Genomic DNA, 14136 nt, shown 5'->3' on the forward strand with positions numbered 1-14136 from the left:
TCTCCCTTGTTATTTCTGGCGCGACACGTCCAGCCCCTTGTAGAAGGTGTTCTGGTAGATCATGTGCGGCCTGGCATCGGTGATCTTCTTGTTGGCCACCTGGTTCATGTTGATGTTGAGCACCGGCATCCAGAGGTGTTCGCGCATCACCTTTTGCTGCACCATCGCGTAATATTTGATGCGCTCGGCCTCGGTCAGCGCCGAGCGGCCCTGTTTGAGCCACTCGTCGGTCTCGGCATCCTTCCAGTTCATCCGGTTGGGGGTCGGGATGTTGCGCGAGTCGAAGTAGATGTTCATGAGGTCGCCGGCCGACAAATAAGGCACCGTCACCGACCAGATTTCATAATCTTGTTCGGCCATCTTGGCCGAGGCGATCGTGGAGTCCCAGGGCTGGAGCTGCCACTGCACGCCGATGCGGCGCAGGTAGCCCTGGATCGCTTCGGCGACGCGCGGTGTATTGCCGGCCTGGGTGTAGTAGACCTTGGGCTGCAGCTTGATGCCGTCCTTCTCACGGACGCCGTCGCTGCCCATCTTCCAGCCGGCTTCATCGAGCAGCGACTTTGCGCGTTCGATGTCCTCCTTCACGATTCCCTTGGTGTTGGCGTCGAAATCCAGCGCGTCGGAATCGACGATGGTGAAAGCCGGATCGGCATTGCCGAGCAGGACGCCCTTGGCGATCTCCGCGCGGTTGATGGCGATGCTCATCGCCTCGCGCACGCGCCGGTCCAAGACCATCGGCCGTGTCGTCTTGAAGCCGAAATAGAGCAGTTGGAAGTTCGGCTTCGCTTCGGTGACATTCAGCATCGGCGCAGTCCTGGCCTGGGCGATGAACTGCGGCGGGAATTGATGGGTGATATCGAACTGCCCGGCCATCATCGCCGCGACGCGGCTGGACTCCTCGGGCATGATCTTGACGCTGAGCTTTTCGAATTTTACCGGGCCCTTGTTCTTGTACATCGAGGGGCCCCATCGGTAGGCGTCGTGGCGCTTGAGCACGATTTCGGTGCGCGGCTGCCAGCTCTCGAAACACCAGGGTCCGGTGCCGTCGGCGCCCTTGATGCCGTAATCCTTGCCCAGCGCCTCGACGCTCTCCTTGTTGTGGATGACGTTGGTGAACATGGTGAGCTGCAGCAGCAGTTCGGAGTAGGGCTCGTCGAGCTCATATTCGACGGTGTAGGGATCAGTCGCGCGCAGCTCCTTGATGTTGCCAGCGCGCCAGGCATAGGGCGCCTTGATCGCGGGATCCTTGAGCCGCTTGAAGCTGTAGACGACGTCATCGGCGGTGAATTTCTTGCCGCTGCAGAACGACACATCGTCGCGCAGCTTGAACGTATAGGTCCTGCCGTCCTCGCTGATCGTCCATGATTTGGCGAGATAGGGAACCGGCGTCCGGCCGTCCCAGTCGAGCGCTACCAGCGTGTCCTGGAACATGTTGACGATATCGGAGGTCGGCCCCCAGGTGGTGCGCTGCGCATCGTAATGCGGCGCGTCGATTCCCTTCATCAGGTTGAGCGTCTGGGCCGATGCCGGACCCGCGATGCCCAATGCCAATGACACTCCCAATGCGATCCTGATCATGTCTGTAACCTCGGATCGAGGACGTCGCGGAATGCGTCGCCCAGAAGGTTGGCGGCCAGCACGATCACGAAGATGGCACAGCTTGGGATCGTCGCGATGTGCGGCGCCATGAACAGGAAGTCGCGCCCCTGTGCCGCCATCATGCCGAGCTCGGCGGTGGGCGGCTGCGCGCCCATGCCGAGGAAGCCGAGAGCGGCGCCGATCAGGATGATCTGGCCGAAGCGCAGCGTCAGGAACACGAAGATCGTCGAAATGCAGTTGAGCGTCAGGTAGCGCCAGATCAGTTCGCCGTCGGATACGCCGACAGCGCGCCCGGCCTCCATGAACTCCTGGCCCATCACGCCGATCGCTGCGCCCCGCGCGACCCGCGCGACGTCGGGCACGGTGGCGACGACGAGCGCAATCACCACGGCCGTCAGCCCGGCGCCGAAGATCGCAGCGACCGCCAGCCCGATCAGGATCGCGGGAAAGGCGAGCATCACGTCGACCAGCCGCATGATCCAGCCGTCCAGCCGCCGATAGTAGGCAGCGAGGATGCCGAGAACGCCGCCGATGAAACCGCCGACGATCACGCCGACCAGCCCGAGCATGAGCGTGTTGCGTGTGCCGTAGATGACGCGGGTTAAGATGTCGCGGCCTGTGTTGTCGGTGCCGAACCAGTGCTCGGCATCGGGTGGCTGCATCACCTTGGTAAGGTCGGTGAAGTAGGGATCGTACGGCGTGATCCATGGCGCAAACAGCGCTGCGAACACGATCACCGTGAGCACCAGCCCGGCTGTGGCCGCCACGCGGTCGCGCGCCAGGCGGCGCAGCACCCCGGCACGGGCAAACGCGGCGATTTCGCGCTCCTGTGCAAAGCCTTGCTCGAGAGCCTCGACGGTCATCTGCGCTGCACCCTCGGATCGAGATAGACGTAGAGCACATCGACCAGCAGGTTGATCGACAGAAAGGCGACGGCGAGGATCATGATCGCGCCCTGCGCGGTCGGAAAATCGCTGGAGACGATGGCACCGACCGCGAGCCGGCCGACGCCGGGCCACGAGAACATGGTTTCAGTGACCACGGCGCCGCCAAGCAGGAACGCCGCCTGCAGCCCGATCAGGGTGACGACGGGGATCATGGCGTTACGCAGCGCGTGGTGGATGATCACGACCGACTCACGCAATCCCTTGGCGCGCGCCGTGCGCACGAAATCGGCGCCGAGCACTTCGAGAACGGCGGTGCGCGTCAACCGCGCGATCGGGCCGATCAGTACTGCGCCCAAGGTCAATGCCGGCAGGATCAGGCTTGGTAATCCGCCGTCCCATACCGGGCCGGTGCGGCCGGTGAACGGCAGCAGTGCCCACTTGAACCCGACATACTGGATCAGGATCAGGCCGATGAAAAACACCGGCATCGATACGCCTGCGACCGAGCAGGCCATGATGACGCGATCGGCGAGGCGGCCGCGATTGACTGCCGCCAGCGTGCCCAGCGCGAGCCCGCTCGGCACTGCGATCAGCATCGCGCCCAGCATCAACTCGATCGTAGGCCCGATGGTCATCGCCAGTTCCTCGCTCACCATCCGATTGGAAATGATGGAGCGGCCGAGATCGCCACGCAGCACACGCAGGATGTATTCGAAGAACTGGATCGGAATGGATCTGTCGAGGCCGAGTTCCTGGCGGATCGCGGCGATGGTCTCGGCCTTGGCATCAGGTCCCGCGATGATCATCGCCGGATCGGCGGGCACGACCTGCAACAGACAAAAGCAGAGGAAGAGAACCCCGAGCAAGGCGGGGAACGAAATCAGCAGACGATGGACGATCTGTTGTCCCATGCGACGCCAACGGACCGGTTGGGCCAAAGGAGGCGTGCGCGCCCACGCCGACGCTTTTATTTCCCCCTCGGCAGCCGCACTTCGTCCGACGTGCACGGCTTTTGATTATGCTTGGATACTGACACCTGAGAGAGGCGGCGTCACGCCCAATCTGCCAGTTCGCTTCGACTGCGTCCTTTTGCGCTGGCTGTAACGACTTCTTGCAATGCAAGAAGTCCGTGTCGCGAAATTTGGGCGGCCAGTTTTGCGTCCAGACACCAATCGAAGGTTGCGATACCGTTCGCTGGAACTTGCAGGGATCGCGCAACAGAACATGAGCGCGGCGCGCGGCTGGTTATCTGTCAGCGGCGAAATACATGGCGCCGAGGTCGCGACCGCGCAATCTGCCTCGCCGGATCGACCATCGCTCGAGGCTGTTTTGCATCACCTCGGCAAGCGCCGGACGTGCGTTCAACTGTTTTTCCGGCACGCATGCTATGATCGCATTTCGATCCTGGACGCCTTGCTCGTCGATGATCCAAGTTCCCAGCCGGTCGCCGGCAAGCCGAGCGGCGATGCGATCGGGTATCGGGTCGATGTCGTTCGCGACCAACACGTTCATGATGATGCGGCCGCCCGGCGCCAACCGGGCGCGGATGGCGTCGCACGTCTCGACGTCGAATTCATCATCAAAGCGAAAATCCGGCCCGCCGACATCGATGGCAATCCCGTCGTAAAGGAGATCGTCATCGAGAACGAATTTCCGGAAGTCGGACACCATCAGCGGCAATCCATCCGGCAGTCCAAAATATCTCTGAGCGATCACGAAGCTGATCGGATTGTTGTCGACGATCGTCAGCTCCTTTCCGAGACGCGCCAGCCTGGTGGCGAGATTTCCGCCGCCGCATCCCAGGACGAGAACGTTCGTCGCGCGATCCAGGAGTTCGTCCATGAGCCTGACATAGCTGAAGACGCTCTCGCCGTCGGGCGTTGCCTGGCTCTGCCTGATGCCTTCCTCGAAATAGATCCGCGTTCCATCCGTGGAGCATTCGACAATTTCGATTGCGCCATTCCTGCCCTGATAACGCCCCAGCAACCGCACCTGACAGCACCATGCATCAAATAGGATGTATGAGACATCGCTTATCATGTCATGAATCGGATGCCAATCGTGGTGAGACCGCGTGCGATCTCCTGCTTGATATACTGAACCTCTAAGTTGATGCTTGAGACAGTAATTCAGATAGGATAAATATATCCGCTTCCGAACCGGGAGAACTTCCCATGATTACCGCCAATCAACTCAGGGCCGCGCGCGCGCTTCTGAGCATCGATCAGCGGCAAATGGCCGAGCTGGCTGATCTCTCGGTGCCGACCATCCAGCGCATGGAAGCCAGCGACGGTGTGATCCGCGCCAACGTCGACTCCCTGATGAAACTGGTTTCCGCGCTCGAGAGCGCCGGGATCGAGCTGATCAACCCGGGTGCCGCGAGCGCGACAGGTGGGCGAGGCGTGCGCCTTCGCGAACATGTCACAAGTCCCAAGACAAATCCCAAGACAAGTCTCAAGACAAAGAGCAAGACCATCCGTCAACCGAAGAGGGTGCTGGAGCGGGTTAGATAGCGATCCTCACGACGTAACGGCGCCCGTATCAGCGCGTTCGAGCAGCGCCAGCAATCCTTGCAGCATGGCCGTGGGGGCAGGCGGACAGCCGGGAATGTGCAGGTCGACCGGGATGACCTCGCAGACGCCGCCGACGACCGCATAGCTGCCGGCAAAACATCCTCCGTTCCGCGCGCAATCGCCGACCGCGACGACCCATTTCGGATTCGGCGTCGCGTGATAGGTGCGTTCGAGCGCCTCACGCATGTTTTTCGTCACCGGTCCTGTCACCATCAGGACGTCGGCATGACGCGGCGAGGCGACGAACCGCAGGCCGAACCGCTCGACGTCGTAATAGGCGTTGTTGAGCGCGTGAATTTCCAGCTCGCATCCGTTGCAGGATCCAGCATCGACCTCGCGGATCGACAGGCTCCGGCCGAGCCGTCGCCGCCCGGCCTGTCCGAGCGCGGTTGCAAGCTCCGCGACTGCAGCGTCATCGGGCGATGGCGCGCGCTCGGTGAGCGGCTGGCGAAATACGCTTTCGAAGAGCAGCTTGCGCACCTTGTCACTTCCTTAGAGATCGTGGCCCGAATAGGAGCAGTTGAACGACTTGTTGCAGAGCGGAAAGTCGGCGACGATGTTGTTCTCGATCACAGCTTCCAGTAGCGGCCATTGAAACCAGGACGGATCGCGCATATGGCATCGTTCGATCAGGCCATTGCGCAGGCGCAGCCAGACCAGAACGTCGCCGCGGAATCCCTCCACGATCGCCATGCCCTCGCGCACCTCCCCGCCAAGCGGGACGTCCTTGCATATCGGCCCCTCGGGAAGCCGGCTCAGGATCTGGTCGATCAGCGACATGCTTTGTTCGACTTCACGTATCCTGATCCAGACGCGCGCGTTGACGTCGCCCTCGCTGAGGACAGGCACGTCGAACCGCAAAGCGTCGTACGGCGGATAGGCCAGCGTCCGGCGCGCGTCGAACGAGCGGCCCGAAGCGCGGCCGACATAGCCGCCGGCGGCATATTGCTGGGCGAGCGGCGGCTTGAGCGTTCCGGTATCGACGGTACGATCCTGTAGCGACGCGGTGTTGTCATAGAGTTCGACAAGCGCAGGAAAGCGCAGGCGAATATTTTCCAGCGTGGCCTGGATGGTTTCCGCCCCGCCACTGCCGATGTCGCGGCTGACACCGCCGGGCACGATGATGTCGCGCATCAGGCGATGGCCGAAGGCTGCGCCGGCGGCGCGCAGTACGCTCTCGCGCAACACGCCGCAATGCGCGTGCATCAATGTAAAGGAGGCATCGTTACAGATCGCCCCGAAGTCGCCGAGATGGTTGGCGAGCCGCTCGAGTTCTGCCAGCAGCGCGCGCAGGAACACGGCGCGGTCAGGCACGACGAGGTCGAGGGCTGCTTCCGCCGCGCGCGAGAACGCGTAGGCGTAGGCAACAGTGCTGTCGCCCGACGTGCGGCCGGCGAGTTGAACACCGCGCGCGAGGCTGGCGCCGGTCATCAGTCCGTCGATTCCCTTGTGGACATAGCCGAGCCGTTGCTCCAGCCGGACCACGGTTTCGCCGCTCGCGGTAAAGCGGAAATGTCCGGGCTCGATGATACCGGCATGCACCGGGCCGACCGCAATCTGGTGCAGGCCGTCGCCTTCCGCGGCGAGGAATCGGTACGGCGTCGCCTGCGGCAACGCGTCGATGCGATCGCCCAATGGAAAGCGCACGCCCCAGCGGTTGTGATCGAGCCAGGGGCGGGCGTCGGGCGAGCCCTGAGCGAACAATCCAAACAGGTCGTTGACGGTCCGTTCCAGCCGCAGCGCCGGCGGATGATGCTTGCCGACGGAAGGAAACGTGCGGTCGGGGCAATCCAGGCTGACGACCGCGATCTCTGCGCTCGGTCCATCCATGATCGCCATGTGAACCGCTGCGGGCTCGCCCCACAGGCCGAGCAGGCTCCAGCGTCCATGTGCCAGCTCGCTCGCGGCAAATGTCCAGACGGATGCATCGACCACGACGCGTGGCCACGGGCCGTGTTGCCCGACCTTGCGGCCCTCCAGCGTCAGATCGATCAGCGACGGCATGTCAATTCGTTCCTATCCAAGGAGCTGGGCCACGTGCTGGAACCAGACCACCAGCGGGGCGGGAAGATAGATCCCTGCGCCCAATACCAGTGCGAGATGCGCAAACATCGGAATGTACGAAGCGTCGGCCGGGGCCGTACTGCCGCGCGGCTCGCCGAAGGCGACGCTGGTCAGGCGCAACGTCAAGGCGCCGAAGGCCAGTAGCAGGCCGAATACCAGCACGATCGCGAGCAACGGCTGCCGTGCAAAGGTCGAGCTCACGACCAGGAACTCGCTCATGAAGATCCCGAGCGGCGGCAGCCCGGCGATTGCGACGACGCCTACCACCAGTCCCCAGCCGAGCGCCGGATGTGTCACGGTCAGGCCGCGGATCCGCGAAATCCGCTGGGTGCCCTTGATCTGCGAAATATGCCCGACGGCGTAGAAGATTGCCGACTTGGTCAGGCTATGCATCACCATGTGCAGCAGCCCGGCGAAATTGGCGAGCGGCCCGCCCATGCCGAACGCGAACACGATGATGCCCATGTGTTCGATCGAGGAGTAGGCGAATAGGCGTTTGATGTCGCGCCGCCGGTACAGCATGAACGCCGCGAAGATCAGCGAGACCAGGCCCATCGTCACCATCAGCGGGCCGGGCGCGATCGAGGCCGGGTTGGCGGCGAGCAGTATCTTGAAGCGCAGCAGCGCGTAGAGCGCGACGTTCAGCAAGAGGCCCGACAACACTGCCGATATCGGCGTCGGACCTTCGGCGTGTGCGTCAGGCAACCAGGCGTGCAGCGGCGCGAGGCCGACCTTGGTGCCGTAGCCGAGAAACAGGAATACGAACGCGACGTTGAGCAGGGCCGCGTCGAAGTTCGCAGCGCGCTCGACCAGCAGGGTCCAGACCATGCCGTCCTGGCCTTCGCCCATCACCGGGCGAGCCGCCATGTAGACCAGGATCGTGCCGAACAAAGCGAGCGCAATTCCGACGCTGCCCAGGATGAAATACTTCCAGGCGGCTTCGAGCGCCGCATGGGTACGATAGATGCCGACCATCAGCACCGTCGTCAGCGTCGCGAGTTCGACCGCCACCCACATCAGGCCGATATTGTTCGACACGAACGCGAGATTCATGCCGAACATCATGATCTGGTACATGGCGTGGTAGAAGCGCAGGTAAACCGGCGTCAGCCGGCCGGTTTCGAGCTCGTGCGCGATATAGCTGGCGCTGAAGATGCTGGTGGTGAATCCCACGAAGGTATTGAGCACGATGAAGACGATGTTCAGATCGTCGATCAACACGTACGGTCCGGGCGAGGGACGTTCGACCATGAACAGGGAGAGCGCAGACAGGAATGTCGCCAGACTGGCAACGACGTTCAGCCGTGCCGTCAGGCGGTAGCCGGGCATGGCGGCCAGTAGCGCCGCCGAAGAGATCGGGATCAGCAAGACGGCCGTGACGGGGTCGAAGAACGGAACGGTCATCGGCGTTCGCCCCGGAAGTCGTCGAGCGCGGAGACATCCACCGAATCGAAGCGCTCGCGAATTCGGAACAGGAAGATGCCGATCACGATGAACGCGATCAGGATCGAGAAGGCGACGCTGATCTCGACGACCAGCGGCATGCCCTTGGCGCCGGTCGCCGCCAGCACCAGTCCGTTTTCAAGCGACATGAATCCGACAACCTGGCTGACCGCATTGCGGCGCGTCACCATGACGAGAAGTCCGAGCAGCACGACCGACAGCGCAAAGGCGAGATCTTCGCGCGCCAGCGGGTCGGCGTCGCTCGTCACCCGCAGCATCAGGACGAGCGAGAGGGCGACCAGCCCCATTCCGGCCAGCATGGTCGGGCCGATTCCGACGGCCGATTCGATGTCGCGGTGAATCCCGAGCTGCTTGACGATCCGGTGCAGCGCCACCGGAATGACGATCGCCTTGAACACCAGGGCGATGACTGCGGTGACGTAGAGATGGGGCGCATCCTGGATGAAGGCCTGCCAGGCGACCGAGAGCGATAGCACGAGGGCGTGAAGCGCGAATACGTTGAGCAGCGAATAGAGACGGTCCTGATACAGCATCATCAGGCTGATCAGCACCAATCCGCCGGCCAGCGTATGCGAAATGTCGAAGGCGAGGCTGTGCATCTGCATCAGAAACTCCTCGAGACGAACAGCAGCAGGGTGCCGAGCAAGCCCAGCATGAAGGCCGCACCGAGGAATTGCGGAACGCGAAACACCCGCATCTTCGCCGTGGCGGTCTCAAACAGCGCGAGCAGGAAGCCGGCCAGCGCGAGCTTGACGATGTAGGCGCCGGCGCCGATCGCGTAGGACAAGGCGCCGCTGCCATAGAGCGCGATCTGCCAGGGGAAAAACACGCAGGCGATCAGCGAGACGTAGAGCAGCAGCTTGAGGAAGGCGCCGAGTTCGATCATCGCGAGATGGCGTCCGGAATATTCCAGGATCATCGCCTCGTGCACCATGGTGAGTTCGAGGTGCGTCGCGGGATTGTCGACCGGGATCCGCGCGTTCTCCGCGATTGCGACCATGAACAGCGCAACCAGCGCCATTCCGAGCGATACCCGCAAGCCCACATAGGACGACGCCAGGAGGTGCGAGACGGTCGAGAGTTGCGTCGAGCCGGCGACCAGCGCCAGGCAGAATACGATCAGCAGCATCGCAGGCTCGGCAAGCGCCGCAATCATCACCTCGCGGCTGGAGCCGATGCCGCCGAAACTGGTGCCGACGTCCATCCCCGCGAGCGCGAGGAAGAAGCGCGCGCTTCCGAGCAGCGCGACGATGGCAATCAGATCGGCGGTCCAGTTGAACAGCAGCCCTATTGCGAAGGTCGGCACCAAGGCGGCGGCGACCCAGATCGCCGCGAAGGTGATGTAGGGCGTGACGCGGAACAGCCATGATGCGTTGTCGGCCAGCACCACTTCCTTGCGCAGCAGCCGCAGCAGATCGCGATAGGGCTGAAAGACGGAGGCGCCCTGGCGGCGCACCAGCCGGGCCTTGATCTTGCGCACATAACCGGTCAACAGCGGCGCGAGCAGCAGCACCAGCAGCATCTGCACGCCTTGCACGATGATGTCCGAGATCACGACCATATCGCGAGCACCAGCAGCAGCGTGACGAGGGTGGCAAAGACCAGGCTGAGATATCGCCGGATGGTCAGGAACTGCAGGCGATTGAGTCGTGTGGACGAAAAGCCGACAACGTCTGCGATCGGCGCATAGATTCCGTTCCAGACCAGGTCGTGCAATTCGATTCTGAGCCGCGCCGGCCGAAGGTCTCCCGGCGGCGGCATCGTGACGTGATCGCGGGCGTGGAACACCAGCGTGCCGAATACGCGGCGGATCGGCTGCGCAAAGCTGACGGCCGAATATTGCGCGGCGGGTGTCGCGTCGGAGAAACCGCATCCCCAGGCCGGACCCCGTCGCAGCGCGCGCGAGGCGAAGCGATGAATGACATACACGGCAAGCGACGCGGCCGCCGTGATGAACACCATCACCAGCAATCCATTGTAGGAGCTGCGGCTCTCCGCAATCGGCACGATCGAAAGCCAGGGTTGACCCGTCTGGACCGGCATCCGGCTGCCGAGAATCTGGGTCGCGACCGGCGCCAGCCCGTCGATCGCCAGTCCCGGCAGGATTCCGGCCAGCAGGCAGAGCGCTGCGAGAATGAACATGGCCGCGAGCGAGAAGCGATCGACTTCACCAGCGGTTCCCGCCGCCGTCCCGCGCGGTCGCCCGAGAAACGTCACGCCGTAGGTCTTGACGAAGCAGGCTGCAGCCAGCGCGGCGGCGAGAGCGAGCATCGCGCCGACCGCGGGCACCATGATCTTCAGCGCCCATTGCGGCAGCTCCGGACTCTGCAGCACGGCCTGGAAGATTAGCCACTCCGATACGAAGCCGTTGAACGGCGGCAGCGCCGAAATCGCGACGCAGCCGACGAGAACGGCGAAACTCGTGAACGGCATGCGGTGAATGAGGCCGCCGAGCTTGTCCATGTCGCGCTCGCCGGTCGCGGTCAGCACGGCGCCGGCGCCGAAGAACAGCAGGCTCTTGAAGAAGGAATGGTTGAGCGCGTGAAACAGGGCGGCCGTGAAGGCGAGCGCGGCAGCCGCCTTCAGTCCATTCGCCTGGAATGCCATGGCAAGGCCGAGGCTGACGAAGACGATGCCGATATTTTCGATGGTGCTGTAGGCCAAGAGGCGCTTCAGGTCCTTCTCCATCATGGCGTAAAGGATGCCCATGACGGCGGTGATGCTGCCGAGGAAGAGCACGACTACGCTTGCCGGCCAGCTCGGCTCTCCCAGCAAATCGAACATGACGCGAATGAAGCCGTAGATTGCGACCTTGGTCATGACGCCGCTCATCAGCGCGGACACGTGGCTCGGCGCTGCGGGATGGGCGAGCGGCAGCCAGACATGCAACGGCACGAGGCCCGCCTTGGAACCGGCGCCGAGCAGCATCAGGATCAGTACCAGCGTCGCCGCATAGGGCGTGTGCTGCGCGGCGCGAATGGCCGCAAATCCGTAGTCTCCCGCCGGCCCTGCGAGCAGGCCGAAGGCGAGCAGCAGCGCGAGCGTGCCGAAGCTTGCCATTACGAGATAGACGTAGCCGGCCCTGGCGTTGCCCGGCTCGCGATGATGCGCCATGACAAGCGCCCACGACGCCAGCGACATGAACTCCCAGCACAGCAGGTAGGAGAAGGCGTCGTCGGCCAGCACCACCAGGTTCATGCCGGCGAGAAAGGCAGGGAAGAAGGGAAGCACGCGGTGCGGCGCGGGGTCATGATGGCCGTAGCCGAGGCCATAGAGACTTGCCGATGCTCCACCCAGATTGATGACGACGAGGAAGAACGAGGCCAATGCATCCAGGCGGAAGTGCGCGCCAAGCCATGGCAATCCGACCGGCAGGGTAAGGGTAGTGGCGTCAGCTGCGCCGCTGAGCAGGAAGCGCAACGTGCCGGTTAATGCAATCAATGATACGGCCAGTGTCGCGCCGTAGATGACGGGCGTGGCGATCTTCGATCGGCTCAGAACGATCGCCAGCGCGGCCAGTCCAAGCAACCCGGCGACACAGACCATTTGCAGAGCGACGGCCGACATTATTTGCGCGCCCTCGCTCCGCTCGATGTCTTGTTTTCCGCGCGATCTCCGGAGCCGGCCTTGAGCCGCACGCCGCGCCCGCCGCCGTTGCTGTTCGCCCCGTCGTCGATCAATTCGATGCCGGCCTCCTCGAGCGCGGTGATCAGCTTCACCAGCGAATCGACGTTGCCCCGAACCATCGTCTCACTCGCTTCCATGCGCTGGATCGTCGGCACCGAAAGCCCCGACAGCTCTGCGAGTCGCCGCTGATCGATGCCGAGAAGCACCCTGGCAGCCCGCAATTGAGCTGCTGTGATCACCAGCCTGCCTCGCCAACGGCGCTCGAGCCAATATTAAAGGTCATTCTTGCATCCTAAGTATTGATGTTAATGTGTCAACAAGTGATATCTCAGATATCTATTCTGAGGGTCGTCACCAACGATCCGAGCGCGCGGCGGAAAGCGTGTCCTGGTTTCTGCGCCGCGGCCGCGCTGAGCAGGGCTTTCCGTACTTCCAGCACTGCCCGACGATGAAGGTTGTCCAAGGCGGCTTTCAGGTGGTCAAGAATATTCACGACACATCTGACCGGTGTCGTTCCTCAAGAACAAGTTCAGCCACGTCCACGAAGGCGGCAATATCTCTGCTATGGCGTACGAAGCCACGCCCGCGTCATCAACGACGCAGCGCGCGCCGGGCGGCCGGGCAATATGGTTCCTATCTCCACCGGCCGGGGGCCGCAGAGGGATTTTAATCTATGAGATATTCCACATCCGCACCAGAGGTTGAACTTCGTCATTTCGCTCTGGCTAGAGCTATGCCATGCTTCTCGAATTTCGATCACGAAACCGTTGTGCTGGGCAAGAGGAATGGTGCAATTCAAACAACATTGGCCAATAGCGATACTGGTCCTGATTGCCGGCATCTCCTCCGCAATTTTCGTTTTCATCTGGGGCCGGAAATTCGGAGTTTGTCCGATCGTTGAAGTTACTGACCTTCAACTTAAAACCATAGCAACCCTGACCGATATCGTCGACCTGGGTCTCAAATTATCGACCGCCTTGGTGGGATTTGGTGCGGCAGCCCTCGTCGGGATCAAAACGGAGGTCAAGCTTAGCAGGTTCATGAGAGTGATGCTGGTCACCAGCATTCTGTTCTTCGCGCAGTCAGCGCTGTACGGCGTGTGGTGGCGATTTGGCATCGCGCAAATGTATTTGAACGAGTGCCTATCCTTGATTACGGCGTCGGCGCTCCAATGGAGATTTCAGGCCCATGTCTATCTCTTCATGTTCGGAATGTGCGCAGTGGGAATTTTAGTATTGGGAGCGATGTTCAGAGAAACGAAGAAGCCGGAGTACGACACATGATCAAACGCGCAATTGCAATCAATATCGCTTTGATCTTTTGTGGAATCAAAGCCGCATCAGCGCAGTCGATAGAACAACGGTTGCATCAAGTGACGGAAGAGTGGACTGAGCAGACTGGAATATACGTTCCAGGCGCCGTGCGACAGGAATACATCAGAGGCATATCCGCCCAGATCGCTTCGATCATTCCGCCGCCAGCCATTCTTCCACTTCCGCAGCAGCAACAGCAAAACCCTGTTTGGACCACGCCAGGCACCTACGGTCCTCAAGGAGGAACTCAACAGGCTGACATTTTAGCGGGGCATCCAACACAACCTCTAGGGCCAAACAATGCAGCGACTTTTAGAGAACACGCGATTAGCCAACTAGCCACGGTTCAAACAGTGGGGCTTTGGTTACAGAGATTCCCAACGATTCGGGTGATCGTTCAGCCGACGCCGCCTAGAGAATTTCTGCTCACCATCAATGGAGAACCATGTCCCGCTACGGAGAAAGCGATATATCGCGTGCCTGCCGGCGCGGTGACAGTCAGGGTTTGGCGCCAAGGCTCTTCGACGTACGAAAAAACATACAATGCCGTAGCGGGCCAAGTGTATGACGTGCAATGCGCGTTCTGACCTAAATGTTCATCGGTAACGC

At 62.0% G+C, this 14136-nt stretch carries 14 protein-coding genes; 4 read left to right on the forward strand and 10 right to left on the reverse strand.

Annotated features, from left to right (window positions below; genetic code table 11):
- Positions 1-9: 9 nt before the first annotated feature.
- Genes GWE18_RS33750 through GWE18_RS33760 form a run of 3 tightly spaced genes read right to left on the reverse strand, consistent with a single transcriptional unit; the run spans position 10 to position 3397 of the window.
- Positions 10-1578 (reverse strand): ABC transporter substrate-binding protein, encoded by a 1569-nt coding sequence (locus tag GWE18_RS33750; RefSeq protein ID WP_275189987.1) that lies wholly within the window; start codon positions 1576-1578, stop codon positions 10-12.
- Positions 1575-2462 carry an ABC transporter permease gene (locus GWE18_RS33755; protein WP_057851724.1) on the reverse strand — a complete coding sequence of 296 codons (888 nt, stop codon included), beginning with the start codon at positions 2460-2462 and terminating at the stop codon, positions 1575-1577. Before GWE18_RS33755 ends, GWE18_RS33750 begins: the two co-directional genes overlap by 4 nt.
- Entirely contained in the window at positions 2459-3397 is a 939-nt protein-coding gene (locus tag GWE18_RS33760; RefSeq protein ID WP_057851723.1) for an ABC transporter permease, read from the reverse strand. The genes GWE18_RS33755 and GWE18_RS33760 overlap by 4 nt, the downstream gene beginning before the upstream one ends.
- Before the next feature lie 313 nt (positions 3398-3710).
- On the opposite strand from GWE18_RS33760, the gene GWE18_RS33765 reads away from it, so the two are divergent.
- Together GWE18_RS33765 and GWE18_RS33770 are read left to right on the forward strand one after the other, a co-directional pair.
- Positions 3711-4502: a hypothetical protein gene (locus tag GWE18_RS33765; protein WP_275189988.1), complete on the forward strand. Its 792-nt coding sequence runs from the start codon at positions 3711-3713 to the stop codon at positions 4500-4502.
- A gap of 158 nt (positions 4503-4660) precedes the next feature.
- A complete protein-coding gene (locus GWE18_RS33770; protein WP_275189989.1) occupies positions 4661-4999 on the forward strand; it encodes a helix-turn-helix transcriptional regulator in 339 nt (112 codons plus the stop codon).
- A 6-nt stretch (positions 5000-5005) separates the two neighbouring features.
- Here the strand turns inward: GWE18_RS33770 and GWE18_RS33775 are convergent, their stop codons facing one another.
- From GWE18_RS33775 to GWE18_RS33805, 7 genes are read right to left on the reverse strand one after another with little or no spacing between them, the layout of a single operon-like run.
- A complete protein-coding gene (locus GWE18_RS33775) occupies positions 5006-5539 on the reverse strand; it encodes an NADH-quinone oxidoreductase subunit B family protein (protein ID WP_275189990.1) in 534 nt (177 codons plus the stop codon).
- A 12-nt stretch (positions 5540-5551) separates the two neighbouring features.
- Positions 5552-7063: an NADH-quinone oxidoreductase subunit C gene (locus GWE18_RS33780; RefSeq protein ID WP_275189991.1), complete on the reverse strand. Its 1512-nt coding sequence runs from the start codon at positions 7061-7063 to the stop codon at positions 5552-5554.
- A 12-nt stretch (positions 7064-7075) separates the two neighbouring features.
- Positions 7076-8527 (reverse strand): hydrogenase 4 subunit F, encoded by a 1452-nt coding sequence (locus GWE18_RS33785; protein ID WP_275189992.1) that lies wholly within the window; start codon positions 8525-8527, stop codon positions 7076-7078.
- Complete coding sequence (locus GWE18_RS33790) at positions 8524-9186, reverse strand: hydrogenase-4 component E (protein WP_212419042.1); 663 nt, start codon at positions 9184-9186, stop codon at positions 8524-8526. The genes GWE18_RS33785 and GWE18_RS33790 overlap by 4 nt, the downstream gene beginning before the upstream one ends.
- A gap of 5 nt (positions 9187-9191) precedes the next feature.
- Positions 9192-10148: an NADH-quinone oxidoreductase subunit H gene (locus tag GWE18_RS33795; protein WP_275189993.1), complete on the reverse strand. Its 957-nt coding sequence runs from the start codon at positions 10146-10148 to the stop codon at positions 9192-9194.
- Complete coding sequence (gene hyfB, locus GWE18_RS33800) at positions 10139-12154, reverse strand: hydrogenase 4 subunit B (RefSeq protein ID WP_275189994.1); 2016 nt, start codon at positions 12152-12154, stop codon at positions 10139-10141. The genes GWE18_RS33795 and hyfB overlap by 10 nt, the downstream gene beginning before the upstream one ends.
- A complete protein-coding gene (locus tag GWE18_RS33805) occupies positions 12154-12453 on the reverse strand; it encodes a helix-turn-helix transcriptional regulator (protein WP_275189995.1) in 300 nt (99 codons plus the stop codon). The genes hyfB and GWE18_RS33805 overlap by 1 nt, the downstream gene beginning before the upstream one ends.
- A gap of 546 nt (positions 12454-12999) precedes the next feature.
- Here GWE18_RS33805 and GWE18_RS33810 point away from each other — a divergent pair.
- Both GWE18_RS33810 and GWE18_RS33815 read left to right on the forward strand, forming a co-directional pair.
- The gene (locus GWE18_RS33810; RefSeq protein ID WP_275189996.1) at positions 13000-13497 is read left to right on the forward strand and encodes a hypothetical protein; all 498 of its coding nucleotides are present in this window, start codon (positions 13000-13002) and stop codon (positions 13495-13497) included.
- A complete protein-coding gene (locus GWE18_RS33815) occupies positions 13494-14114 on the forward strand; it encodes a hypothetical protein (protein ID WP_275189997.1) in 621 nt (206 codons plus the stop codon). Before GWE18_RS33810 ends, GWE18_RS33815 begins: the two co-directional genes overlap by 4 nt.
- Positions 14115-14136 lie beyond the last annotated feature (22 nt).

Source organism: Bradyrhizobium sp. CSA112 (genome assembly GCF_029051645.1).
GTDB lineage: Bacteria > Pseudomonadota > Alphaproteobacteria > Rhizobiales > Xanthobacteraceae > Bradyrhizobium.